Origin of the sequence: Methylobacterium sp. B4, from assembly GCF_003201865.1 — a bacterium.
In the GTDB taxonomy this organism is placed as follows: Bacteria; Pseudomonadota; Alphaproteobacteria; order Rhizobiales; family Beijerinckiaceae; genus Methylobacterium.
In genome coordinates this window covers 176,761-197,574 of sequence record NZ_QJJJ01000008.1, presented here as the reverse complement: position 1 = coordinate 197,574, position 20,814 = coordinate 176,761, and the positions used below count along the sequence as shown (strand labels likewise).

At 69.4% G+C, this 20,814-nt stretch carries 23 protein-coding genes, 1 tRNA gene and 1 pseudogene; 11 read left to right on the top strand and 14 right to left on the bottom strand.

Going from position 1 to position 20,814, the window contains the following annotated elements; all coding sequences use genetic code 11:
* Window positions 1-166: 166 nt before the first annotated feature.
* From BY998_RS12895 to BY998_RS12875, 6 genes and pseudogenes are all read left to right on the top strand, one after another.
* A pseudogene (locus BY998_RS12895) lies at window positions 167-709 on the top strand (hypothetical protein); the annotation flags it as partial.
* Complete coding sequence (locus tag BY998_RS23975; RefSeq protein WP_146221777.1) at window positions 702-965, top strand: hypothetical protein; 264 nt, start codon at window positions 702-704, stop codon at window positions 963-965. The pseudogene BY998_RS12895 and the gene BY998_RS23975, both read left to right, overlap by 8 nt.
* 360 nt (window positions 966-1,325) lie before the next feature.
* Window positions 1,326-2,129: a hypothetical protein gene (locus tag BY998_RS12890; protein WP_110352012.1), complete on the top strand. Its 804-nt coding sequence runs from the start codon at window positions 1,326-1,328 to the stop codon at window positions 2,127-2,129.
* Window positions 2,130-2,166: 37 nt separating this feature from the next.
* A complete protein-coding gene (locus tag BY998_RS12885; RefSeq protein ID WP_181425511.1) occupies window positions 2,167-2,508 on the top strand; it encodes a helix-turn-helix domain-containing protein in 342 nt (113 codons plus the stop codon).
* 20 nt (window positions 2,509-2,528) lie between these two features.
* A complete protein-coding gene (locus BY998_RS12880; RefSeq protein ID WP_181425510.1) occupies window positions 2,529-4,073 on the top strand; it encodes a tyrosine-type recombinase/integrase in 1,545 nt (514 codons plus the stop codon).
* Complete coding sequence (locus BY998_RS12875) at window positions 3,970-4,410, top strand: hypothetical protein (RefSeq protein WP_146221776.1); 441 nt, start codon at window positions 3,970-3,972, stop codon at window positions 4,408-4,410. Before BY998_RS12880 ends, BY998_RS12875 begins: the two co-directional genes overlap by 104 nt.
* 77 nt (window positions 4,411-4,487) lie before the next feature.
* Here the strand turns inward: BY998_RS12875 and BY998_RS12870 are convergent, their stop codons facing one another.
* From BY998_RS12870 to BY998_RS12860, 3 genes are read right to left on the bottom strand one after another with little or no spacing between them, the layout of a single operon-like run.
* The gene (locus BY998_RS12870; protein ID WP_110352008.1) at window positions 4,488-4,889 is read right to left on the bottom strand and encodes a nuclear transport factor 2 family protein; all 402 of its coding nucleotides are present in this window, start codon (window positions 4,887-4,889) and stop codon (window positions 4,488-4,490) included.
* 33 nt (window positions 4,890-4,922) lie between these two features.
* Entirely contained in the window at window positions 4,923-5,525 is a 603-nt protein-coding gene (locus BY998_RS12865) for an NAD(P)-binding domain-containing protein (protein ID WP_110352007.1), read from the bottom strand.
* A gap of 32 nt (window positions 5,526-5,557) precedes the next feature.
* Window positions 5,558-6,316, bottom strand: a complete 759-nt coding sequence (locus tag BY998_RS12860) for an SDR family oxidoreductase (protein WP_110352006.1) — start codon at window positions 6,314-6,316, stop codon at window positions 5,558-5,560.
* Window positions 6,317-6,424: 108 nt separating this feature from the next.
* On the opposite strand from BY998_RS12860, the gene BY998_RS12855 reads away from it, so the two are divergent.
* Window positions 6,425-7,354, top strand: a complete 930-nt coding sequence (locus BY998_RS12855) for a LysR family transcriptional regulator (RefSeq protein WP_110352005.1) — start codon at window positions 6,425-6,427, stop codon at window positions 7,352-7,354.
* Window positions 7,355-7,428: 74 nt separating this feature from the next.
* On the opposite strand, the gene tehA is transcribed toward BY998_RS12855, so the two are convergent.
* Complete coding sequence (tehA, locus tag BY998_RS12850; protein ID WP_110352004.1) at window positions 7,429-8,457, bottom strand: dicarboxylate transporter/tellurite-resistance protein TehA; 1,029 nt, start codon at window positions 8,455-8,457, stop codon at window positions 7,429-7,431.
* Between the two features lie 195 nt (window positions 8,458-8,652).
* Between tehA and BY998_RS12845 the strand changes: the two genes are divergently transcribed.
* Entirely contained in the window at window positions 8,653-9,483 is an 831-nt protein-coding gene (locus tag BY998_RS12845; RefSeq protein WP_110352032.1) for an oxidoreductase, read from the top strand.
* Window positions 9,484-9,653: 170 nt separating this feature from the next.
* Here BY998_RS12845 and BY998_RS12840 read toward each other — a convergent pair whose 3' ends face one another.
* From BY998_RS12840 to BY998_RS12810, 7 genes are all read right to left on the bottom strand, one after another.
* Window positions 9,654-10,544 carry a LysR family transcriptional regulator gene (locus BY998_RS12840; RefSeq protein ID WP_110352003.1) on the bottom strand — a complete coding sequence of 297 codons (891 nt, stop codon included), beginning with the start codon at window positions 10,542-10,544 and terminating at the stop codon, window positions 9,654-9,656.
* Between the two features lie 119 nt (window positions 10,545-10,663).
* Entirely contained in the window at window positions 10,664-10,990 is a 327-nt protein-coding gene (locus BY998_RS12835) for a hypothetical protein (protein ID WP_110352002.1), read from the bottom strand.
* 30 nt (window positions 10,991-11,020) lie between these two features.
* Entirely contained in the window at window positions 11,021-11,485 is a 465-nt protein-coding gene (locus BY998_RS12830) for a DUF1348 family protein (RefSeq protein WP_110352001.1), read from the bottom strand.
* A gap of 68 nt (window positions 11,486-11,553) precedes the next feature.
* On the bottom strand, window positions 11,554-13,617 hold the full coding sequence (locus BY998_RS12825) for a pyridoxamine 5'-phosphate oxidase family protein (protein WP_110352000.1): 2,064 nt from the start codon (window positions 13,615-13,617) through the stop codon (window positions 11,554-11,556).
* 58 nt (window positions 13,618-13,675) lie between these two features.
* The gene (locus BY998_RS12820) at window positions 13,676-14,293 is read right to left on the bottom strand and encodes a glutathione S-transferase (protein WP_110351999.1); all 618 of its coding nucleotides are present in this window, start codon (window positions 14,291-14,293) and stop codon (window positions 13,676-13,678) included.
* Between the two features lie 179 nt (window positions 14,294-14,472).
* Window positions 14,473-15,096: an isochorismatase family protein gene (locus BY998_RS12815; RefSeq protein ID WP_110351998.1), complete on the bottom strand. Its 624-nt coding sequence runs from the start codon at window positions 15,094-15,096 to the stop codon at window positions 14,473-14,475.
* A gap of 174 nt (window positions 15,097-15,270) precedes the next feature.
* Window positions 15,271-16,137 (bottom strand): LysR family transcriptional regulator, encoded by an 867-nt coding sequence (locus BY998_RS12810; RefSeq protein WP_110351997.1) that lies wholly within the window; start codon window positions 16,135-16,137, stop codon window positions 15,271-15,273.
* A 109-nt stretch (window positions 16,138-16,246) separates the two neighbouring features.
* On the opposite strand from BY998_RS12810, the gene BY998_RS12805 reads away from it, so the two are divergent.
* Window positions 16,247-16,993, top strand: coding sequence for a pirin family protein (locus BY998_RS12805; RefSeq protein ID WP_110351996.1), 747 nt, complete (start codon window positions 16,247-16,249; stop codon window positions 16,991-16,993).
* Between the two features lie 236 nt (window positions 16,994-17,229).
* On the opposite strand, the gene BY998_RS12800 is transcribed toward BY998_RS12805, so the two are convergent.
* Window positions 17,230-17,305: transfer RNA gene (locus BY998_RS12800), tRNA-Ala, on the bottom strand.
* A 121-nt stretch (window positions 17,306-17,426) separates the two neighbouring features.
* Between BY998_RS12800 and BY998_RS12795 the strand changes: the two genes are divergently transcribed.
* Together BY998_RS12795 and BY998_RS12790 are read left to right on the top strand one after the other, a co-directional pair.
* Window positions 17,427-17,717, top strand: coding sequence for a YggT family protein (locus tag BY998_RS12795; protein ID WP_110351995.1), 291 nt, complete (start codon window positions 17,427-17,429; stop codon window positions 17,715-17,717).
* A gap of 188 nt (window positions 17,718-17,905) precedes the next feature.
* Window positions 17,906-18,952 carry a MaoC family dehydratase gene (locus BY998_RS12790; protein ID WP_110351994.1) on the top strand — a complete coding sequence of 349 codons (1,047 nt, stop codon included), beginning with the start codon at window positions 17,906-17,908 and terminating at the stop codon, window positions 18,950-18,952.
* 28 nt (window positions 18,953-18,980) lie between these two features.
* Here the strand turns inward: BY998_RS12790 and BY998_RS12785 are convergent, their stop codons facing one another.
* Together BY998_RS12785 and BY998_RS12780 are read right to left on the bottom strand one after the other, a co-directional pair.
* Entirely contained in the window at window positions 18,981-19,772 is a 792-nt protein-coding gene (locus tag BY998_RS12785; RefSeq protein ID WP_110351993.1) for a TSUP family transporter, read from the bottom strand.
* Window positions 19,773-19,922: 150 nt separating this feature from the next.
* Window positions 19,923-20,708 (bottom strand): class II glutamine amidotransferase, encoded by a 786-nt coding sequence (locus BY998_RS12780; protein WP_110351992.1) that lies wholly within the window; start codon window positions 20,706-20,708, stop codon window positions 19,923-19,925.
* Window positions 20,709-20,814: the final 106 nt, after the last annotated feature.

The following is a 20,814-nucleotide window of genomic DNA, read 5'->3' as shown; positions in this document are numbered from 1 at the left end:
ACAGGCCAGGAGTTAAACCCGCAGCAAACCATCTGACCGTCGAAATCCCCATGCCAATCTCGACACGCGAACCCGTTACTCGGACGGGCTCCTAGAGGACCTTGTCCGGGAGGCGGCACCTCCCGACGGGAGATCTGATGCCGCGGTTTGGAGATGCGCCGTCCACGAGGCTGGCCATGCGGTTTGCCTGCATCGGGCCGGCGGCCACCGGGTACGCCGGATCTGCATCGTCGCGCAGGGCCAGGCCGGCGGCCACACGGTCTCGACGCCGACGGACGGGAGCACGATGTCCCCGGACGACATCACCGCGGTCGTCGTCGGCCTGCTGGGTGGACGGGCCGCCGAGGAAGTCCTCGGGCTGGGGCCATCGACGGGTGCGCACAGCGACCTCGGGGAAGCCACGGCATTGGTGGCTGCCAAGCACGCGAGCTACGGACTGGGGGCCTCGTTGGCGAGGCTGGCTTCCATCGACCGGGCCAGCGCCCTCCTGGACCGCGACCGGGACCTGCGTGCCGTTGTCGAGGCCGAGCTTCAATCGGCCTACGGGGTCGCCCAGGGGATCGTGCGAAGACACCAGGCGCTCGTTGAGGGTCTTGCACGCCTGCTCGTCGCCCAGCGTGTGGTGGACGAGACGGCGTTTCTCAGGCTCGTCGAGGCCCATGACCGGGCGATTGCCCGCGCCGAGCAGGAGGGCCCTCGTCATGGATGAGGCAGTCCTCGCCCTGCTGGGCACGCTTTCGGAAATCGAACGCGAGCTCGGGTCGAAGGTCTACGAGGCGGCGGTCGAACGTGCCCGGATTGCCGTGGCGGCCGAGGTCATGGTCGAGGCGGAGCGGCGGGCCCTGGCCCGCCGTCGGCAAGCCGGAAACGTCGTGTTCCTTCGTCCTGCAAGCCCTTCGTCACCAGGAACCAAGGATAGGGGGCGGCCTCCTGAAGGATCAGGCGACCAATCCTTGGAAACGTGAGCAATGTCAGTGACTTGCCGGCGGCGCCGATTCGACATCGGCCGCCCATCCTGTATGCTCTGCGAGCCACCGCGCCGCTTGGACCGAGTCCATCGCGCCGAAGTTTGACGGGGGCCATACGGGCCATTCCCGAAACAGAGAAGCCTCGACGGGTGCAACCGCCAAGGCCCCTCATGAGAACAGCGGCCGCCTTTTCGACGAGACCGGCCGCGACGTCCAGCAACCCGAGGGCCTCAGGGCCCGACAGGAATCCGGACGCTAGGCGATCGTTCGGGGCGCGTCAAACGCCTCGCACGCGACAGGCGGGTCGGACGGGGAGATCGCCCGGCCCGCATCCAGCAACCAGATAGGACTGAGCAGATGACCAGGGATACCAAGCGCGCCCGCAGCAGCGGGCGTGATCGGGAAGCCGTGCCCGCGACCGAGTGGGAACGGGACGTCGGTGTCGATGCCGGCCTTTCTCCGGCGCGCCACCGCGAGTTGCTGCGGTCGGGTCAGATCCGGTTCGACCGCACGATCCAAGTGGACGAGTTGATCCGGCCCGGTGCCGGGCAGCGCACCTGGCATCCTGCGTCCAAGCTGCGGCGGCTGCTCCTGTCCGATGTCGCGGCCTTCGTCGCGTCGGTCGAGGGCGACGAGGATGTCAGGCGGTGGTCCCTGCTCACGCTCGCCGGGGCGCTGGGTCCGGACGTCGTCACCTCGTCCGGCCGCTGGCGCCTCGACCTGGGAGCGGGGATCATCGCCCATCCGGCCCGGCCGGATCGCTGCGGCGGCCCGCCTGAAACCGCGACGTATCTCCCCGGTTGCGCGCTGCGCGAGGCGGCGACATGGACCGGCGCATCCTGGCGCGGGCCTTCCCCGGACCGGATCCGGCGGAGCTTCGAGCGCTACCGCCGGACGGAGGGAGCCCCGTGGATCTCGCCTGGGTCGCTCCGGCGCTTCGTCCTCGGCGAACTCTGGCACCGTGCGCCCGAACTCTTCCCGGACGACGTGACGGCCTGGCTCGGGCTGCGTCCCAGGGCGGGCGTCATCCGCCGCAGGAGGTGGTCCCAGCCCGACATCTTCGCGGTCCTCCGGGCCATGACGCCCATCCTGCATGACCTCAACCGGCATTCCCGTGGCGCCCTGCTGCGCGCGGGCGGTCAGGGCGCCACGGGCGACTGAGGCACCATCCAACCCCACGAGAACGAGGATCACGACGATGTTCATGACCATGGGCACGGCCCACCTGACTTTCGCCTTCGAGAAGGTCTTCTCCGTCGCCGAGGCCGCCAGGAAGCTCGGCATCTCGACCAGCGAGACCTACCACCTGATCCAGGACGGCTCGCTGTCCGCCTTCGAGATCGGCCGCGGCTCGGTCCGCCGGCACCTGCGCGTGACGGACGAGGATCTCGACCGGTTCGTGGCGGCGCGCCGGGTCGTGCCTCTCCTGCCCGCGACGGTCACGAGGAGGGCACCTAGCGGCCGGCCTCCGGCCAATTCGGTTCATTCCGACGGCTTCGCCGAGCAGTGGCTGGCCCGGCAACGCGGGGGGAGGCGCTGATCATGGCCAGGATCCGACAAGTGACCCACCTCTCCGTTCCGGGCGACGAAACCGCCACGGGGACGCGAACCGAGCGAAGGGTTCGGCGAAAGGCCACGAGCGGCAAGCTCGTGGACAAGGGCAAGTGGGTGGAGAAGCGGGATAACAGCCCGAACTGGCAGATGGTCTTCTCCCTCTACAAGAAGCGGCACTCCAGGACTTCCGAAACCGGCAACAAGCGGGAGGCGGAGAGGAAGGCGCGCGAGTGGCGCGACGAGCTCATCGACAAGCACGTCCGCGTTCACGGCAAGCGCGGGGTGCCGACCAAGCAGCGCGACGCTCGCCTGCTGGACGCCGCGGACTGGTTCTGGAAGCACAAGGCCAGCAAGGACGTCGGCGCCGGCGATGTCAGGACGGTGCTCAACCGCATCGTCGACATCCTCAAGCCGCACACTCTGCTGAGCGACATCACCGACGAGACGGTCATCGGCTTGATCGCCACCCTGGAGGGCTACGATCACTACGACGATCCCTCCCGGGGAAAGATGACAGACAGCCGCGTCGACCAGCACGTGACGACCCTGCGTCGGCTCATGAGGAATGCTGTCGAGATGAGGAAGTTCTACCTTCCCGACATGCCGGCCTGGCCCCATCACGTCATCGTCCGGCATCCCCGCACCCAGGAATGGAGCGTCGACGAGGTGGACGCGGTCACCGCCTCCTGGAGGGACGACCTCCGGCCGGCGCTGGTGTTCCTGTTTGAGAGCGCGCTGCGGCTCACCAACGCCATCGAGCTCAAGTGGGCCGATGTCGACCTGGATGCCGGCGTGATCCGGGTGCGGGTCAAGACCGTCAGGAAGCATGGACGCAAGCGCCGCATCGAGGTCGAAAACCGAAAGGTCCGGGAGGTGGTCATCTCGAAGATGATGCGAGAGATCCTGGATCACCAGGTCGGAAAGCATCCCGAAAGCGTCTTCACCTTCGTCTCGAAGTCGACGAGGGTAAACCATTACGGTCGCTCATACACGAGGGGCGAGCACTATCCCCTCAACGTCGGCTTCTTCCAGGCCTACTGGGTCGCCGTTCGGGCCAACCATGGCCTCCAGAAGCTCTGCCTCCACGACCTGCGGCGGACCCGGGGAAGCTGGCTGTACAGGGCGACCGGCAACATCAAGCTGGTGAAGGAGTTCCTGCACCATGCGGACATCGGTGTCACCGAGCGGGTCTATGCCCATACCGCCTCCGAGCAGATGATCGAGGGCATGGAGTTGGTGTCGGAGTACGAGGCGAAGCTCCGGGAGCGGCACGCGGCCCGCACCGGACGCCCGCTCCCGGTGCGGCGTGCCTTCGCGGATTCTGCCGAAGTCCCTGCCGAAGTGGGCGGTTCCGAAGGCGGAAAGCATTGCGGGTCAGAGGGTTACCCACGGGCGTTGGACATGTGCTCGACCGTGGAGACGCTGGCGACCAAGCAGCTCACCGACCGTGGAGACGCTGGCGACCAAGCAGCTCACCGACAACGAGAGCGCCATCGTAAACACCTGTCGCCACGAAGAATTTTTCGGCGGCGACATCAGCTCGGAAGCTGATTTTCGGGATGCTGGAATCCAGGGAAACATCTCTAAATCGATGGTTCGGGAGGCAAATTACCGAACTTCTTCCGAACTCCCAGCCCCCCTGGGCGGGGTCGAGGTGGCCGCGCTTGAAGCCGGCGAGGTCATCATCCACCAGGGTATCCGGGGCCGGTTCAAGGAGATCCAGCGCAGGGTCGCCTGCCGGCTCGACGAGGCTTTCGAGCCCACGCCGGCGGAGCGCCTCCGCAAGGCCGGCCACAAGGTCTGGGCGTTCGAGCCCGAGGACGGGAGCGCCTCGGACACGGTGGTCGTGGTTGGCGGCCAAGGCCAGGTTGCGGTGCGCGCTGACTGATCACCACTCGGACAGTCGGAGGCCGTCCTGCATTCATGTCCGCACCCGCCGCCCCAAGCACCCGATACCCTCCCGGTTCACGTGCCGGGGGGGTCGAGCAGTACCCAGAGGCGCGCAATCCTGCCGTCAAAGATCTCGGCGACGTCCGAGCCCGTCACCGTGACCGGGCCACCGTCGGGACCCGCGCTCCAGCGCAGGGAGCCCAGGCCGTGATGGCCGACGGCCGCCCCGGCCGGCGTAAACCGGAAGGTCGGCCCGAACTGGTCCAGCAGTTTGCCGGCGACGTCGGCGATGGCAGCGCGCCCCCGCACGACATTGGCAGGCTCGTACATGACCGGCTCGTCTACGAAGAGCTCGTCCAAGGCCGCGATGCGTTTGCCTGCGTCCCGTTCGTTGAAGACGCGCTCCAAGTTGGCGCGCAGCAGCCGGTCGTAGTGAGGTTCCGCAGCTTCCGGGAATTTCGATGTTGTGTCCGACATAGGACGCCTCCTTGGGATGGCCGGTTCGGATGTTCAGCCGAACTTGACGAGGTCGAGCGCGGGCAAGGGGCCGCCCGGGAACTGGACGAGGCGGCCGCCGACCGCGAGCGTACCCAGGTCGATGCCGAAATAGCCGAGCCGGTCGATCAGCGCCCCGATCTCCGCCTTCGCCTGCGCGTCGTCGCCCGCGTAGAACAGCACGCGGCGGCCCCCGCGGTCGGCGGGATCGCCGGAGACCAGGTCCGGCCTCAGGTGGTTGAACGCCTTTACGACCCGCGCTCCCGGGACCAGGCCCGCGAGGACCTCGCTCGACGAGCAGGCGCCCAGGTCGAACGGCTTGAACAGCGGTGCCTCGATGGGGTTGTTGGCGTCGACGACGATGCGGCCGCCGAAGTCAGGCAGGCCCGCGAGGGCGGCGGGCAGCTTCGACCAGTTCACCGCAACGAAGACGATGTCCTTCGAGGCGGCCTCCTCGCGGGTCCCCGCCGTGATGCTCGGCCCGAGCGCGGCGACGGTCTCAGCGAGGCTGTCAGGCCCGCGGCTGTTCGCGAGCGTGGCGGGAATGGCGTGGCGGGCGAGCGCCGTTGCGATGGCGCGGCCGATCTGTCCGGCGCCGATGATGCCGATGGAGGTCATAACTCTGTCTCCTCCGATGAGGGGTCGAGGGGTCAGGCGGACTGGCCGCCGTCGACGTTCAGGGTGGCGCCGGTGACGTACCCGGCGTCCGGCCCGGCCAGGAACGCGACCGCCGCCGCGATGTCCTCCGGCTGTCCGTAGCGGCCGAGCGCGGCCAAGCCCTTCAGCGTCTCGGCGAAAGGGCCATCCTGCGGGTTCATGTCGGTGTTGATCGCACCGGGCTGGACCAGGTTGACCGTGATGTTGCGGGGTCCGAGGTCGCGGGCCCAGCCGCGGGTGTAGGCCGCCACCGCCGCCTTGGTGGCGACGTAGTCGGCGGCGCCGGCGAACGGGATATGGACCGCGCCGGTGGTGCCGATGGACACGATGCGCCCGCCATCCGTCATCAGCGGTACGGCAGCCCGGACGGCCGCGGCGACGCCCTTGACGTTGACATCGAACTGCTGGTCGAACGCGGCACGGTCGGCCTCGGCGTCGTCGACCATTCCGGTGACGAACACGCCCGCGGAGTTGACCAGGATGTCTAGGCGACCGAGCGCGGCGTGGGCCTTCTGCACCAGGGCCTCGACCTCGCCGGCGTCGGCTTGGTCCGCCCTTATGGCGACCGCCCGCCGGCCTAGCGCCTCGACCTCCCGGACGACGTCCTCGGCCCGCTCGCGCGAGGCGGCGTAGCTGAAGGCCACGTCGGCGCCGTCGCAGGCGAGGCGACGGACGATGGCCGCCCCGATGCCGCGCGATCCGCCGGTGACGAGTGCTACCTTGCCGGCGAGAGGGTGGGATACCTGGGTCATGTCATCGCTCCATCGCGTGTTCGATGGGATCAGGATGGCCCGGGAACTCCTCCTGGTTTAGCTGCGAATGGCTTGTTATGCCTTCAACGGATCGTTGAAGGTGGTGGCATGGAGACCTTGGCCAACCTCGAAGCCTTCGTGCGCAGCGCCGAGTGCGGCAGCTTCTCCGAGGCCGCCCGGCGGCTGTCGCTGACGCCGGCCGCGGTCAGCCGCAATGTGGCCATGCTGGAGCGAAACCTCGGCGTGCGCCTGTTCCACCGCTCGACCCGCAAGCTCACCCTGACCGAGGCCGGCGAGGGCTTCCGTCAGGCGGTCGGAGGGACCCTCGATGGCCTGCAAGCCGCGATTGCTGGCGTCTCAGCAGACGGCGGCGAACCGGTCGGAACGCTCAAGGTCAGCCTGCCTCCGACCTTCGGGATGAGCCACGTCCTGCCGCTTCTGCCGGGCTTCCTGGCCCGTCATCCGCGCGTCCGGCCGGAATGGCACTTCGAGAACCGCCAGGTCGACCTCGTCGCCGAAGGGTACGATGCCGCTATCGGCGGCGGCTTCGCCCTGTCCCCCGGCATCGTGGCCCGCCCCCTGGCCCCCGCCCACATCATCGCCGTGGCCTCGCCGGCTTACATGCGAGGTCGGGTACCGCCCCCCGACCCGGCGGGGCTCCAAGCTTTCGACGGCATCGTCATGCGGTCGCTCCAGACCGGCCGCATCAGGCACTGGACGATGCGAGACGCGACCGGCCGCGAGGAGAGCGCGCTCCTGCGGGAAAGCGTCGTCGTGAACGACCCGAGCGCCATGAGGGAAGCGGCGCTGCTGGGTCTGGGCGTCGCGCTCCTCGCCGTGCCCGACGTGCTTCCCGTGTTGGACAAGGGCGAGCTCGTCCGCCTCGCTCCGCGCTGGTACGCCGATGCCGGCGCGATCTCCCTCTACTTCGCCTCTCGCGTCCATCTGCCGGCGAAGACGCGGGCCTTCGTCGACTGGGTCACGGACGCGTTCAGGGAGCAGCGCTTGGCCCAGCGGTTCGCCGGCAGTCTGGGTTGAGCCGTTCGGCCAGCGAGAGCGACGCTTGTCGAAAGTTGTCGCCGAGCCTCTTGAAGCGGTTCCAGGGACTACCGTCACGTTTGCGCTTGGCTGGCTGCCATCGGTGCAGCGAACATCCTGCCCTGCACCAGTAGCGCCACGGTCATGACCGCAAGGCCGAGCACGAGGCCGTTCGCGGCCAGGAATAGCGCCGGCGCGAGGACGGCGAGCGATCCGGCATCGCCGTGGGCGACCAGGCGAACCGGGGCCGTGGCCATGGCGGTCGCGCCGAAGCTGAAGGCCCACAGGCCCGGCACGGCGCCGGCCTTGGCGATCCAGGGAGCAAGCCGGGCTAGCACCAGCACCTGGAGCAGGCCGTAGCCGATCAAGCCATGCGCGAAGATGTCAGGCGCCCCGCTGCCGACCGAGAGGTAGGCGACCGCTCCGACCGGCGCAGGTGCCAACTGGATGCCCAGGGTCGGCCGCAAGGCAACGGGCTTCTCGGTCCCGGTCAGCAGGCGGTGGAGGATCACCGATTCCATCGCGAGCCAGGAGAACATGCCGGCGCCAAACGCGAGCTGGCCCAAGTCCGGGTAGCCCAGTGTCGCCGCGCCGGTCGCCGAGACGAAGCTGCCGGCGACTGTCGGGAGGTACAGCACCGCGGTCGTGGTGCCGTGCTCCCGCCCGCCCTGCCAGAGGCCGCCCGTCCGCCAGACCGCGAAGCCGAGCGTGAACAGGACACCGAGGCCGAACAGGACGGTGGCCGCCTCGGACGAGTGGGGGAAGAGCCCGCCCGCGACGAGCATGGTCGCCACGCCTGCGAGACCGATAAAGCAGCACTGGACCGGGTGGGCGGCCTCCGCCGCCAGCTTGTCGAAAGCGAGAATGGCCTTCAGGGCGTAGAGGACGACCAGCACGGCCCAGACCGCCCCGGCGAGGGCGTACACAGCCTCCCCGACGACCGCGGGAAGGTGCCACGCGAGTGCGGCCGCGCGCCAGGCGCCGCCGAGGCCGGACAGCCCCAGGACGATGCCGAAGTACGCGGCAGGCGTGTTGGCGGCGGCTTCCCTCACACGGTGAGCGAAAGGATGGCTTGCACCGGCGGCGAGCGAGATCGTGCTCATGATCCATCTCCTGCGAAGTCTGGATGTCGTCGAGCGGATGTGCCGCCGACCATTTTCTGACCAGGATGGTAATCGACAGGAACCCCGACTTTTATTCCGCTCTCGACAATGGAGAGGTTCGCCTCACGATGCTTGAGGTCGGAGGTTCAGACGACGATCTCGGCGTCGTCGAAGCAAGACCGAGCGGTGGTGAAGATGGATAGAACCTGGTTCGTCACGGGCTCGTCGCGTGGCCTCGGCCGGGCATTGGCCCGGGCCGTCGTCGCGGCGGGCGACCGGCTCTGTGCGACGGCGCGCGATCCTGCCGCGCTCGCGGACCTCGTCGAGGCTGGCGGCGAGCGCGTGCTCGCGCTGCCCCTCGATGTCACCGACGAGACAGCCGCGCGGCGCGCGGTCGAGGCCGCCGCGAATCGGTTCGGCGGGCTCGACGTCATCGTCAACAACGCCGGCTACGGCGACGTCGCACCCATCGAGGACACCGACCTCGCCTCGTTCCGGGCCCAGGTCGAGACGAACCTGTTCGGGGTCGTCAACGTGACCAGGGCGGCCATCCCGCTGTTCCGGACGCAGCGCCGCGGCCATTTCCTGCAGGTCTCGTCCATCGGGGGGCGCGTCGGCGCGACCGGTCGCGGCCCGTATTCGGCCGCGAAATTCGGCGTGGAGGGGTTCTCGGAGGTCCTCGCCATCGAGATGAAGCCCTTCGGCGTGCATGTAACCATCGTGGAGCCCGGCGGCTTCCGGACGGACTTCGCGGGCGCGTCGACGCGGATCGCGGAGGGCAACCCGGCCTACGCAGAGACCGTCGGCAAGGTCGCCGCAATGCAGCGGGCCTACGACGGGAAGCAGCCCGGCGACCCTGAGCGGGCCGCCCAGGCGATGATGGCCGTGGCCTCCGCCGAAGCCCCGCCGTTACGTCTCGTGCTCGGGAGCGACGCCTACGCGCGGGCCGAGGCCGGCGACGAGGCGCGGCTCGCGGAGCTGCGCGCATGGCGTCACGTCAGCGTCTCGACCGACTTCGCGGCTTGAGACCGCCTTCCGCGTGGAGGAACCGCATGCGGGACGGCCGACATGCCGCGGACACGCCGCGGACCGCGTCCATGCAATGGGAAGCGGTCCGCTCGGGACGGCCTCGACCTCGGGAGGGCTGGGTCACATCCACCGGGACCGATGGCGCTCTGCGACGACCTTGTTACCGCTCAGTTGAGCAGGCGGTTGGCCCGTAGCCGCGCCACGGCTAGGTCGACGAATGTCCTGACCTTGGCGGGCGCCTGCCGCCCCTCGGGGTAGACCACGTGGATAGGAAGCGGCTCCTCCTCGTAGTCGGCCAACACGACCTGCAGGCGGCCTTCGAGCAAGGCGGAGCCGATCTGGTAGTGCAGCACCCGCGTCAGGCCCCAGCCCGCCAGCGCCGCGGCGATGCCGGCCTCGTTCGTGTTGCTCATCAGGGCCGGATGGACCGTCACGCGCTGGTCCTGCGCGAACCGCCATTCCGTCGATGCCCAGGCACCCGTGGACATGGCGACGCGGTGGTCCCTCAGGTCCTGCGGGGACTGCGGGACGCCGTGCCTCTCGAAGTAGGCCGGAGAGCCGCAGACGACGCGGCGCACGGAGCCGACCCTGGCGGCCGTGAAGCCGGAATCCGACAGGTGGCCGATGCGGACGGCGACGTCGACGCCTTCCTCGACGATGTTCACCTGCCGGTCGACGAACAGCGTCCGCGCCGCCATGGTGGGGTAGGCGTCGAGGTAGTCGGTCACGATGGGCAGCACGTGCATGTGGCCGAACAGGACCGACGCCGTGACCGCGAGCGTGCCGGAGGGCGTCGCGTAGGAGCCTGCGGCGGCGGCCTCGGCCTCGACGATGTCGGCCAGGATGCGCCGGCAATCCTCGTAGTAGCGCCCCCCGGCCTCCGTGAGCTTCACGGAGCGCGTGGTGCGGACGAACAGGCGGGCGCCGATGGTCTCCTCCAGCGCGGCGACGGCTCGCGTCACGGCGGGAGGGCTCATGTGCATGAGGCGCGCGGTCTCCGCGAAGCTCGCCGTCTCCGCGACTTTCGCGAAGATGCGCATGGCCTGCCAGCGGTCCATGGTCCTGCTCCCCCGTTCCTGGCGGCATGCCCATCGTAGCCACGACGAATACAGCTGTTCGTGCCAGCGTGCGGCCAGGCCGTCTTGGGATGGTGAACGACGCGTCGGGCCCGCGCCGGCTAGCTTGCGGCGCCCGCGAGGTCTTCGGCCAGGCTCTCGATCTCGCGGCAAACCTCGGTGGGGATGCCCGACCGCACGGCCTGCCCACGCTCCTGTGACAGGCGTCCGCCGTCACGCGCGACCGCCGCCAGGGCCAGGGACAGCGCCCGCGACGTGCGCAGGTCGAAGCTCCGGCCCCGGCGCGCGGCGTCGATCTCGGCGCCGCACATCCCGAGCGTCCGGGCCTCCGATTCCCACCGCGCCGGAACGGGCGGGCCACGACCGCCGTCGGCCAGGGCGAGCGCGATGGACAGGCGCACACGCCTGTCTACGGTGAAGGAAGACATGGCGGCGCTCCTGGGTTTCGGGGGATCGGTTCAGAAGCCGAAGTGGCTGAGGCCCGGATGGTCGTCCGGCCGGCGCCCGAGCGGCCAGCGGAACTTGCGGTCCTCCTCCCGGATCGGGTGCTCGTTGATGCTGGCGTGGCGGGCCCGCATCAGCCCGTCCTCGGCGAACTCCCAGTTCTCGTTGCCGTAGGCCCGGAACCACTGCCCGCTGTCGTCGCGGTACTCGTAGGCGTAGCGCACCGCGATGCGGTTGCCGGTGAAGGCCCAGAGTTCCTTGATCAGGCGGTAGTCGAGCTCACGGTTCCACTTGCGCGTCAGGAAGGCCTCGGCCTCCTTGCGGCTCCGCACGAACTCGGCCCTGTTCCGCCAGCGGGTGTCGGTCGTGTAGGCCAGGGCAACCTTGGCCGGGTCGCGGCTGTTCCATCCGTCCTCGGCGAGGCGGACCTTCTCGATGGCGCTCTCCTCGGTGAACGGCGGCAGCGGGGGACGGGACATCGGCTTCTCCTCAGGGTTTTCGGGGTGGACGCGTGTCGGGAGGGAGGTCGGCGGGCCGTGCCCTTCGGTCAGAGGGCGAGATGGACGGGGTCGCTCCCCGCGGCCGGGGTGGCCGAGCAGATCAGCACCTCGTCGTCCGCGTGGGGGGCCGTGGGCGACTTCGCGTAGGTGACGGCTCCTTTCAGGAGCTTGGTCCTGCAAGTGCCGCAGGTTCCGGTCCGGCAACTGAACTCCGGGCTGAGGCCGCGCGCCTCGGCGAGTTCGAGCAGCGTTCCGGCTTCGGGCGTCCAGCGCGCTTCCTTCGAAGAATTCAGGAAGGCGACCGGGATCGGCTCCGTCGACGCGGGCGGCAGCGCGGCCGCCCCGGTGCCGGCCGGCACGCTCCGGACCAGGGACGAGGGGCCGAAGGTCTCGGCGTGGATGCGGTCGTCGGCGACGTTCAGGCCGCGCAGGCCGTCGTAGAGCGCCTGCGTGAAGGCGGTCGGACCGCAGAGGTAGAAGTCGTAGTCGCCGAACGGCAGCACGCGGGCGAGCAGCGCCATGTCGATCCGGCCGGCGACGTCGTAGTCCACGCCCTCCACGGCATCCCCGGGCGCGCTCAGCACCCGCACGACCTTCACCGCTCCCTGGGCCGCACCCACGAGCTCCGCCACTTCCCGGTCGAAGGGACGCTCCTCCCTGGACCGGGCCGCCTGGATCAGGGTGGTGGGCCGGATGCCCCGGGTGCGCAGGCCCTCGTAGACGACGTGGCGCAGCATCGCGAGGAGCGGCGTGATGCCGATGCCGCCGGCGAGCAGCACGGCCGGCCGCTTGGCGCGGGCGTCGATGGTGAAGCCGCCGGCCGGCGCGCGTGCCTCGACCACGTCCCCGACCCGCAGCGTGTCGTGGAGGTGCCCGGACACGGCGCCGTCGCGCTTGATGCTGATGCGGTAGACCGCGTCCGAGGGCGCGACGGACAGCGTGTAGGTGCGGATGACCGGCTTGTCCGCGCCTGGGAGCGCCACGCGGATGGGCAGGTGCTGCCCCGCCTGGTGCGGGATGAGCCCGGACCCGTCCGCAGGCTGGAGATGGAAGGAGCGGATCGCGCGGCTCTCGTCGACGATCCTCGTGACCGTGAACGGACGCCATTGCGTCGCCAGATCCGCGGCCCGGAGCCGGTCGGCGGCCTCGCGCCAGTCGCCGGTCATCAGGGAATTCGGCGACCAGCCATCTGCCCGAAAGGACCAGCGCAGGGGCAGCGCGCCCCGCCGCCGCACGACCCGCCGGGGCCGGAACGTCCAGAGCCGCTCGGCGCCCTGGAAGGCGGCGATTTCGGGCGAGGACAGGATGACCTCGGCGTCGCCGGTCATCTGGAGGAGATCGCCAGTCTCGAAGTCGGCGAAGACCAGGCCGGCCTTGCCGTTCAGGAGGATGTTGCCGAGCGTGGCGAAGAAGAGGTTGCCGGCGAAGTCGGGGATCGTGAGCGTGCCGTCCTCGGCGACCCGGACGAAGCCCGCCTTGCCGCCCCGGTGCGAGACGTCGACCTGGCGGCGGTCGTCGCGCTCGGCGTAGGAGGCGACGAAGAAGGTGTCGGCGGCCTCGATCATGGCGCGCGCACCGGCGTCGAGCATGGCGCTCTCCTCGACGGAGCCCGGGAAGGGCAGCTGCGGGTCGCGGACGAAGGCGAGGTCGCGCAGCTGGATGTACTGGGGGCAGTTGCCGAAGCTCTGGTCGACGGCGAAGCTTATGACGCCGTCTGACATCGAACGGATCAGGCCGTTGACGCGGTTGCGGCGGCGGGTGTGCAGCTCGATCCCGAGGAGGCCGAGAGCGTCGCCATCGCGCAGGCCCGCGCTCGCCGGGTCGCTCGTGTCGGGGCGGGCCGCGATTTCCAGGGCCGTCGGGCCGGAGGAGCCGATGAAGCCGGGAGCCCCCGCAATCAGGGTCGCCCAGGCGTCGCCCTGCGGGTCGACGGTGCCGGCCACGATGAAGGGGATTTGCCCGTAGAAGGCGCGGTGCTGGTCGGGCATGAAGTCCCGCACCACGCGGCGACCCACGTCCTCCATGCGCTCGGCGACGCCGACCTGCTGCTGGATGGCCGTCTCGCCCGGGTGCCAGGTCGAGAGCTTCGTCATCGTCGTACCGTCGCTCATGGTGCTCTCCCATCCATTCCGGTCGGGCGCACCCAGCGGTGCGCCCGGACCCGCGCGGTCACGCGGCGGCGGTAAGGCCTGCCGGCGTCTGGACGAACGGGACGAAGCCCGGCAGGGCCTCGATCCGGCGAAGGTACGCGTTGACGGTGGGGTAGCCGGACAGGTCGACGTTGCCTTCCGGCGCGCGCGCCAGGTAGCTGTAGAGCGCGACGTCCGCGATGGTGGGGCGCTCGCCGACCAGCCAATCACGCCCGGTGAGATGGGCCTCCAGGCGACCGAGCAGCGTGTGCGCCCGGCCGATCACCTCCTCCGGGTTGAACTTGGCGCCGAACACGGTGACGAGCCGCGCGGCGGCCGGGCCGTAGGCGAGTTCGCCCGCCGCCACCGAAAGCCAGCGCTGCACGGCGGCCTCGCCCGCCGCATCCTCCGGCAGCCAATCGGTCCGCCCGAGCTTGCGCGCCACGTAGACGAGGATGGCGTTCGAATCAGAGACGACGGTGCCGTCGTCGTCGAGCACCGGGACCTGCCCGAACGGGTTGAGGGCCAGGAACTCGGGCCGCTTGTGCGCGCCCGCCTTCAGGTCGACCTCGACGGCCTCGTGGGGCACGCCGAGCAGCGAGAGGAACAGGCGCGCCCGGTGCGCGTGGCCCGAGAGGGGATGGTGATAGAGCTTCATGACTGCGTTCCCTGTTTGCCGGCCCGGGTGAAGCCCCGAACCGCAGGGACAAGGTGCCCCGGTGGAAGTGCGGCGAGAATGCTCGCCTTTGACAGTTCATTGTTGTCTGGAGTGGAATAACCCAGGTTGGGGGGGAGCCGGTCATCACCGTGCGGTCGGTGTCCGGCCCCTCCAGACCGTTACGCCTGCCCCTTCGCGGCCAGGAAGCCGGCGTAGTTGTTGCCGGCGAAGGGAAGGTGGTCGCCCATCAGCTTGGCGTGCGCCTCGCCGGTGGCGGACTGCCAATGCGCCAGAAGCTCGGCGCCGACCGCGACCCAGTTGATCGGAACGATGCCGGCCTGGACCATCCGGGTTATGGCCGCGTCCTCGACGAGCTTGCTCCAGGTGCCGGAGGCGTCGACGACCGCGTAGACCTCGTAGCCGGCATCCTTCGCCGACAGGGCCGCGAAGGCCACGCAGACGTCCGTCGAAATCCCTGCGACCAGAAGCTTCCTGCGGCCGGTGGCCTTAACGGCGGCGGCGAATTCGGAGTTGTCGAAGGCGTTGATCTCGCCCGGACGGTGCACGACCGCGGCGTTCGGCAGGCCCTGGGCCACGACCGGCATGATCGGGCCGTTCGGGCCGTCCGAGGCGCTGGTCGTGATCACGGCCGGCAGGCCGTAGACCTGCGCGACGGTCACGAGCGCCTTGACGTTGTTCTGGAAGTCCGCGGGCGACTGGGTCTGCACGCCGTTGGCGAGTCCCGTCTGATGGTCGACGAAAAGCACAGCGGCATTCTCGGCGGTCAGTCTCTCGTAGGACATAACACTCTCCGCTAGTATGGCGGGTCCGCTCCGGATCCGCCTGACATCACGAAGATGCCGTCCCACGTGAGGCGCCACTAGCCGTCGCCTTAGGCACTCTGCGTCCCTGAATGCGGGACGCCGAAAATGGGATCGCCTCCTCGGGCGGACATATGCACGCCACGCCGAAGCGGCTCACCGGCCGAGGCGCTCGATCAGCAGCTCGGTCAGGGCCTGCACCTTGCGCGACGGGTGCTGCCCGGGCGGGCGCACGACGAACATGCCGATGGAGGGAAGGGCGTATCCCAGCATGATCGGCACCAGTGAGCCGGCGGCCACGTAGGGCTCCGCGATGACGTCGGGCAGCGCGGTGATGCCCGCGCCGGCGGCCGTCGCCTCCGCGATGGCCACGGCGCTGTCCGCTCGAAAGCGGCCCGTCGGGCGGACCGGGAACGACTTGCCCCCGGCGCTGAACGTCCAGGTCTCCGTGCCGATCATCACGGCCGGGTGTCCGGGCACGTCCTCCGGCTTCTCGGGCACGCCGCGCTTGGCGATGTAGTCGGGGCTCGCGAACAGCCGGACCGAGAAGGACCCGATGCGGCGTGCGACGAGGTTCGAATCCGCCAGGTAGCCGACCCGGATGCCGCAATCGAAGCCTTCGGTGACGAGGTCGACATAGCGGTCGCTGTAGCGGCAGTTGATCTGCAGCTGAGGGTGGCGGCGGGTGAGTTCGGCGATGGCCGGCGCGAAGTGCGTCGGGCCGAAGGTGGAGGGCACGGCGACCCGCAGGAGGCCACGGAGCTCGCCGCCGACCGAGATCGCCTCCATGGCGGCGTCCACCTCCGCGCAGACCCGCGCGGCGTGCTCCCGGAACGTCGTGCCCGCCTCGGTCAGGGCCGCGCCCCGGGTGGTGCGGGCGAGGAGCTGGGTGCCGAGCTCGGCCTCAAGCCTCAGAAGCCGCCGGCTGACAATCGACTTCGCTAGGTTGAGACGGCGGGACGCCGCGGACACCCCGCCGGCGTCGGCCACCTCCACGAAGGTCCTCAGGTCATCGACGTCCATGTGCGTTCCGCTTCCCGGGACGGAGCTTGCCCGAAGCGAACGATACCGTTCCCTCCACGACGACGATACGTTCCGGGGCAAGGATGCTTACCGAGAAGGGAATAGGATCATGGACGCGACCAAGCTCAAGCGCGGCGACCGGAAGGGCGATCCGGCCCGGGGCTTTGCCGTCGAGGTCATCTACCCTGGGCTGAGCCTTGGAGGCGGGGACAGCGGCCTGGGCGCCATCGGGCGGATCGACCGCGCCACCGTGGCACCGGGGCACGTCATCGGGATGCACCCGCACCGCGACGACGAGATCCTGACCTACGTCCGGGCCGGCCGGATGCTGCACCGGGACACGGTCGGAAACACGGAGGAGATCACGGCGACGCGGCTCATGATGATGAACGCCGGCCACACCTTCCAGCACGAGGAGCGCATGCTCGATCATGGGCCGGTCGAGGCGTTGCAGATCTTCCTGCGGCCGCGGGCGGCCGACCTCGAACCCAAGGTCCAGTTTCACGAGTTCGGGGAAGCCGTCAGCCATGGGGCGTGGCGTCTCCTTGCGGCGCCCGAGGGCGCGCCGCTGGAGGTCCGGGCGCAGGCATGGGTCGCGGACGCGCAGGTTCCGGTCGGATCCGCATTGCCGCTACCACCGCTCCCGGCATCCGACGCAGTTCGACTGCTCTACGTCTTCGGCGGCGAGGTCGAGGTCGGCAACCTGACACTTCGGGCCGGCGATACGGCTTTCATGACGGGTGATGGTGGCAGCGTGCAGGCCCGATCCGACGCCGACCTCGTCCTGTTCGCGACGGTGCCGGGCGCGCCGGTCTTCCGAGGCGGCATGTTCAGTGGGAACGTGCTCGCGCGGTGAGCGGCCGGCGCCCGCTGACAGTAGCCACCGAGAAATAGCGGTCCTTGAAGGCCAAAAAGATCGGGAAGCCAATCCTTCGTTCGAGAAAGGATTGGCATGCCACGGGCGCGACAAAAAAGGTGGTCACAACGTTCCGCCCAGGGGTGACGGGCGGGGTGCCTTGTGGGGTACCATCGTGTTTCGCCGGCCCGGCTAAACGCTTGGCCTGTCTCAAGAAACCACCAGGCAGAAAAGCCTGGTGGAGCTGAGGGGAATCGAACCCCTGACCTCCGCAGTGCGATTGCGGCGCTCTCCCATCTGAGCTACAGCCCCGTCCGAGGCGAGGGCCTTGTAGGCTTGTCCGCTTCGGCCTGTCAATTCCGGAAATTTCCCGCCGCGCCCGCGTCCCGACGCTCGGAGCACGTGCGGGGCGACGAGGACCGATACCCCCCGCATGAATGCCCTGCTCTGGCTCTTCAACACCATCATCCAGCTCTACATTTACGTCCTCATCGCGAGTGCCGTGCTGAGCTGGCTCGTGGCCTTCAACGTGGTCAACGTGCGCAACCCGATCGTTTCGCAGATCGGCGAGTTCCTCTATCGCGTCACCGAGCCGGTGCTGCGGCCGATCCGCAACCTGCTGCCCAATCTCGGCGGCGTCGACATCTCCCCGATCATCCTGATCCTGCTGCTGCTCTTCGTGCAGAAGCTCGTCACCGACCTCTATATCCAGATCGCCCTCTGACGCGCGGCGCGCGGCATTGCGCGCGGGCCGGCCCCGTTGCTAAGGCGGACGCGCACCGGCTTTTCGAAAGGTCATCGACCCGTCCGAAAAGCCGGTGACAAATCAGGATGTTAGGGCCTCGACTGAATATCGTATTCAGGATGGGCGCCCCGGCCAGGAAGAGCCGTGACGGGAGCGACGCGCAAGCCATGAAGACCAATCCGGGCCGCTTCTTCGAGGATTTCCGCCTCGGCGAAACCATCCGCCACGCCACGCCCCGCACCGTCACCACGGGCGACGTCGCGCTCTACACCGCCCTCTACGGCCCGCGCTTCGCCGTGCAGTCCTCGGACGCCTTCGCCAAGGCCATCGGCTATCCGGCGAGCCCGCTGGACGACCTGCTCACCTTCCACGTCGTGTTCGGCAAGACCGTGCCGGACGTCTCGCTTAACGCGCTGGCCAATCTGGGCTATGCCGAGGGCGGCTTCCACCGTCCGGTCTATCCCGGCGAGACGCTCTCCACCGTCTCCGAGGTGATCGGCCTGAAAGAAAGCTCCAACCGCCAGACCGGCGTGGTCTACGTGCGCTCCACCGGCTCCGACGCCTCGGGCCGGACCGTGCTGAGCTATTGCCGCTGGGTTCTCGTGCGCAAGCGCGACCCGGAGGCCACGATCGCCGAGGAGCACGTGCCGAGCCTCGCTAAGGTGGTGAACCCGGCCGACCTCGCCCACGCCCTGCCCCCGCTCGATCCGGCGGCCTACGACACCGCGCTCGCGGGCAGCCCGCACCGCTTCTCGGATTACGCGGTGGGCGAGAAGATCGACCACGTCGACGGCATGACCGTCGAGGAGGCCGAGCACCAGATCGCCACCCGCCTGTTCCAGAACACCGCCAAGGTGCATTTCGACGCGGTGGCGACCAAAGAGACCAAGTTCGGCAAGCGTCTGATCTATGGCGGCCACGTGATCTCGCTCGCCCGCGCGCTCAGCTTCAACGGACTCGCCAACGCGTTTGCCATCGGCGGCATCAATGCCGGACGGCACGTCGCCCCGCTCTTTGCCGGCGATACGGTCTATGCCTGGTCCGAGGTGCTGGAGACGGCCGAACTGCCCGGCCGCAGCGATATCGGCGCGCTGCGCCTGCGCACCGTGGCGACCAAGAACCAGTCTTGCGGCGCCTATCCGGACCGGCAGGGCGAGGGCTACGACCCGTCGGTGATCCTCGATCTCGACTACTGGGCCTTCATTCCGCGCTGAAGCGTCCGCCCGTAAGGAGCTGACGAGCCTATGAAAAGAACCCGGCCACGGCCTGACGCAACGGGTTGGCCGGGTTCGACAAGAGGCGCAGCGCCATCGCGCAGGCGATGACGACGAGGAGCGGGCGGATCAGCCGGGCGCCGAGGCGCACGGCCAGTGCCGAGCCGGCCTGCGCGCCGAGGAAGGCGCCCACTGCCATGGCGAGCCCGACGGGCCAGATCACCGCGCCCTGGAGGGTGAACAGGGCGAGGCTGCCCAGGTTGCTCGCCGCGTTGGAGAGCTTGGTGTGGGCGGTGGCGCGCACCACGCCGAGACCCAGCAGCGTCACGAAGCCGATCATGTAGAACGAGCCCGCGCCGGGGCCGAACACCCCGTCGTAGAAGCCGACCGCCGGCGCCAACGTCAGGGCGAACAGGCCGGGGGTGATGCGTGCCGCCGCATCCTCGTTGCTCATCCGCCGCGCGGTCGCGAAGTAGAGCGCGATGCCGACGAGCATGAGCGGCACCAGGGCGTCGAGGACGGAGCGGGGGAGCAGGCTGACGCAGAGCGCGCCGCCCACCGAGGCGAGGCCGGCGCCGAGCGCGACGGGTCCGGCCTCGCGCCAGCGGATCAGCCCGCGCCGGGCGAAGGCGATCGTGGCCGAGACCGAGCCGGCGCTGCCCTGCAGCTTGTTGGTGGCAATGGCGCTCACGGGATCGAGGCCGGCCAGCAGCAGGGCCGGCAGCGTCATCAGCCCGCCCCCGCCCGCGATGGCATCGACGGCACCCGCCACCACGGCCACGCCGAACAGGCCCGCAACCGTCTCGAACTCGATGATCATGGGATTCCAAAAGGGCTTTCAGCCCTTTGGCGGGTTGTCAGGGCAGCGCCCTGACGTCGGCGGAGCCGATTTGCAGGGCCTTGGCCCCGCACCCGCGAAAGGACTCGTCCTTTCGAATCCATGATCATGGTTGCTCCGCCTGGGCAAGTCTCAGGCGGCGGCCCGCTCCGCGCGCGGTGGGGTGACGATGGCGCGGGTGCCCCGGCGCGCCCGCAGCGTTCCGCCCTTGGGCACCACTTTCCAGCCCTCCTTGCAGCCGTCGATCGGCTCGGAGACCACGGTGAGGCCGCGCTCGCTCTCGCGATAGTAAAGGCTCGGCGGGCGCCCGTCGCAGGCCCAGCGGAAGGCGGTGAGGCTCTCGCCGTCGGTCAGCACCGCGGTGAAGCGGAAGGCCTCGCTGATGCGCGCCTCCTGCATCAGGCCGCGCACGGTGGCGCACGTCACCTCCATGGCGCCGACGGGATCGGCGTCGAGGCCGTTGGCCAGCGCCAACAGGAAGATCGCCTCGGAGTCGGTCGAGCCGCGGCGGGTGTCGTACAATTCGTCCGGGATCATCGCCTCCAGGCGCCGCTTGATCCGGTGATAGCCGCCGATCTGGCCGTTATGCATGAACAGGTGCCGACCCTGGGCGAAGGGGTGGCAGTTCGCCCGGGTCGTGGCCGTCCCGGTCGCCGCGCGCACATGGGCGAAGAAGGTCCGCGCCCGCACCTGACGGCAGAGATTCACGAGGTTCTCGTCCGACCAAGCCGGGCAGATGTCGCGGTAGAGGCCGGGCTCGGCGTGCTCGCCGTACCAGCCGATCCCGAAGCCGTCGCCGTTGGTCTCGGTCTTCGCCTCGACCGCGTGCAGCGACTGGTGGACCAGCGAGTGCGTCGGCGCGCAGACCAGCTCGTTCAGGAAAACCGGCTCACCGAGATAGGCGAGGAAGCGGCACATGGCGGGACGAGAGCCTCCTTTGCGGTCCGGGGCGGGAGATGCAAGGCTCGGTCCGTTCAGGCCGCCTCGCGTCGCCGGATCGTAACAATTCGATCGTCAAAGTGAA

What these genes read in the sequence shown, in the direction of transcription:
- BY998_RS12795 (WP_110351995.1), top strand. Translation starts at nt 17,427, where the DNA reads ATGAATGCCCTGCTCTGGCTCTTCAACACCATCATCCAGCTCTACATT.
- BY998_RS12785 (WP_110351993.1), bottom strand. Translation starts at nt 19,772, where the DNA reads ATGATCATCGAGTTCGAGACGGTTGCGGGCCTGTTCGGCGTGGCCGTG.
- BY998_RS12815 (WP_110351998.1), bottom strand. Translation starts at nt 15,096, where the DNA reads ATGTCCTACGAGAGACTGACCGCCGAGAATGCCGCTGTGCTTTTCGTC.
- BY998_RS12835 (WP_110352002.1), bottom strand. Translation starts at nt 10,990, where the DNA reads ATGTCTTCCTTCACCGTAGACAGGCGTGTGCGCCTGTCCATCGCGCTC.
- BY998_RS12860 (WP_110352006.1), bottom strand. Translation starts at nt 6,316, where the DNA reads ATGACCCAGGTATCCCACCCTCTCGCCGGCAAGGTAGCACTCGTCACC.
- BY998_RS12780 (WP_110351992.1), bottom strand. Translation starts at nt 20,708, where the DNA reads ATGTGCCGCTTCCTCGCCTATCTCGGTGAGCCGGTTTTCCTGAACGAG.
- BY998_RS12825 (WP_110352000.1), bottom strand. Translation starts at nt 13,617, where the DNA reads ATGAGCGACGGTACGACGATGACGAAGCTCTCGACCTGGCACCCGGGC.
- BY998_RS12855 (WP_110352005.1), top strand. Translation starts at nt 6,425, where the DNA reads ATGGAGACCTTGGCCAACCTCGAAGCCTTCGTGCGCAGCGCCGAGTGC.
- BY998_RS12845 (WP_110352032.1), top strand. Translation starts at nt 8,653, where the DNA reads ATGGATAGAACCTGGTTCGTCACGGGCTCGTCGCGTGGCCTCGGCCGG.
- BY998_RS12890 (WP_110352012.1), top strand. Translation starts at nt 1,326, where the DNA reads ATGACCAGGGATACCAAGCGCGCCCGCAGCAGCGGGCGTGATCGGGAA.
- BY998_RS12805 (WP_110351996.1), top strand. Translation starts at nt 16,247, where the DNA reads ATGGACGCGACCAAGCTCAAGCGCGGCGACCGGAAGGGCGATCCGGCC.
- BY998_RS12885 (WP_181425511.1), top strand. Translation starts at nt 2,167, where the DNA reads ATGTTCATGACCATGGGCACGGCCCACCTGACTTTCGCCTTCGAGAAG.
- tehA (WP_110352004.1), bottom strand. Translation starts at nt 8,457, where the DNA reads ATGAGCACGATCTCGCTCGCCGCCGGTGCAAGCCATCCTTTCGCTCAC.
- BY998_RS12810 (WP_110351997.1), bottom strand. Translation starts at nt 16,137, where the DNA reads ATGGACGTCGATGACCTGAGGACCTTCGTGGAGGTGGCCGACGCCGGC.
- BY998_RS12830 (WP_110352001.1), bottom strand. Translation starts at nt 11,485, where the DNA reads ATGTCCCGTCCCCCGCTGCCGCCGTTCACCGAGGAGAGCGCCATCGAG.
- BY998_RS12865 (WP_110352007.1), bottom strand. Translation starts at nt 5,525, where the DNA reads ATGACCTCCATCGGCATCATCGGCGCCGGACAGATCGGCCGCGCCATC.
- BY998_RS12790 (WP_110351994.1), top strand. Translation starts at nt 17,906, where the DNA reads ATGAAGACCAATCCGGGCCGCTTCTTCGAGGATTTCCGCCTCGGCGAA.
- BY998_RS23975 (WP_146221777.1), top strand. Translation starts at nt 702, where the DNA reads ATGGATGAGGCAGTCCTCGCCCTGCTGGGCACGCTTTCGGAAATCGAA.
- BY998_RS12820 (WP_110351999.1), bottom strand. Translation starts at nt 14,293, where the DNA reads ATGAAGCTCTATCACCATCCCCTCTCGGGCCACGCGCACCGGGCGCGC.
- BY998_RS12840 (WP_110352003.1), bottom strand. Translation starts at nt 10,544, where the DNA reads ATGGACCGCTGGCAGGCCATGCGCATCTTCGCGAAAGTCGCGGAGACG.
- BY998_RS12870 (WP_110352008.1), bottom strand. Translation starts at nt 4,889, where the DNA reads ATGTCGGACACAACATCGAAATTCCCGGAAGCTGCGGAACCTCACTAC.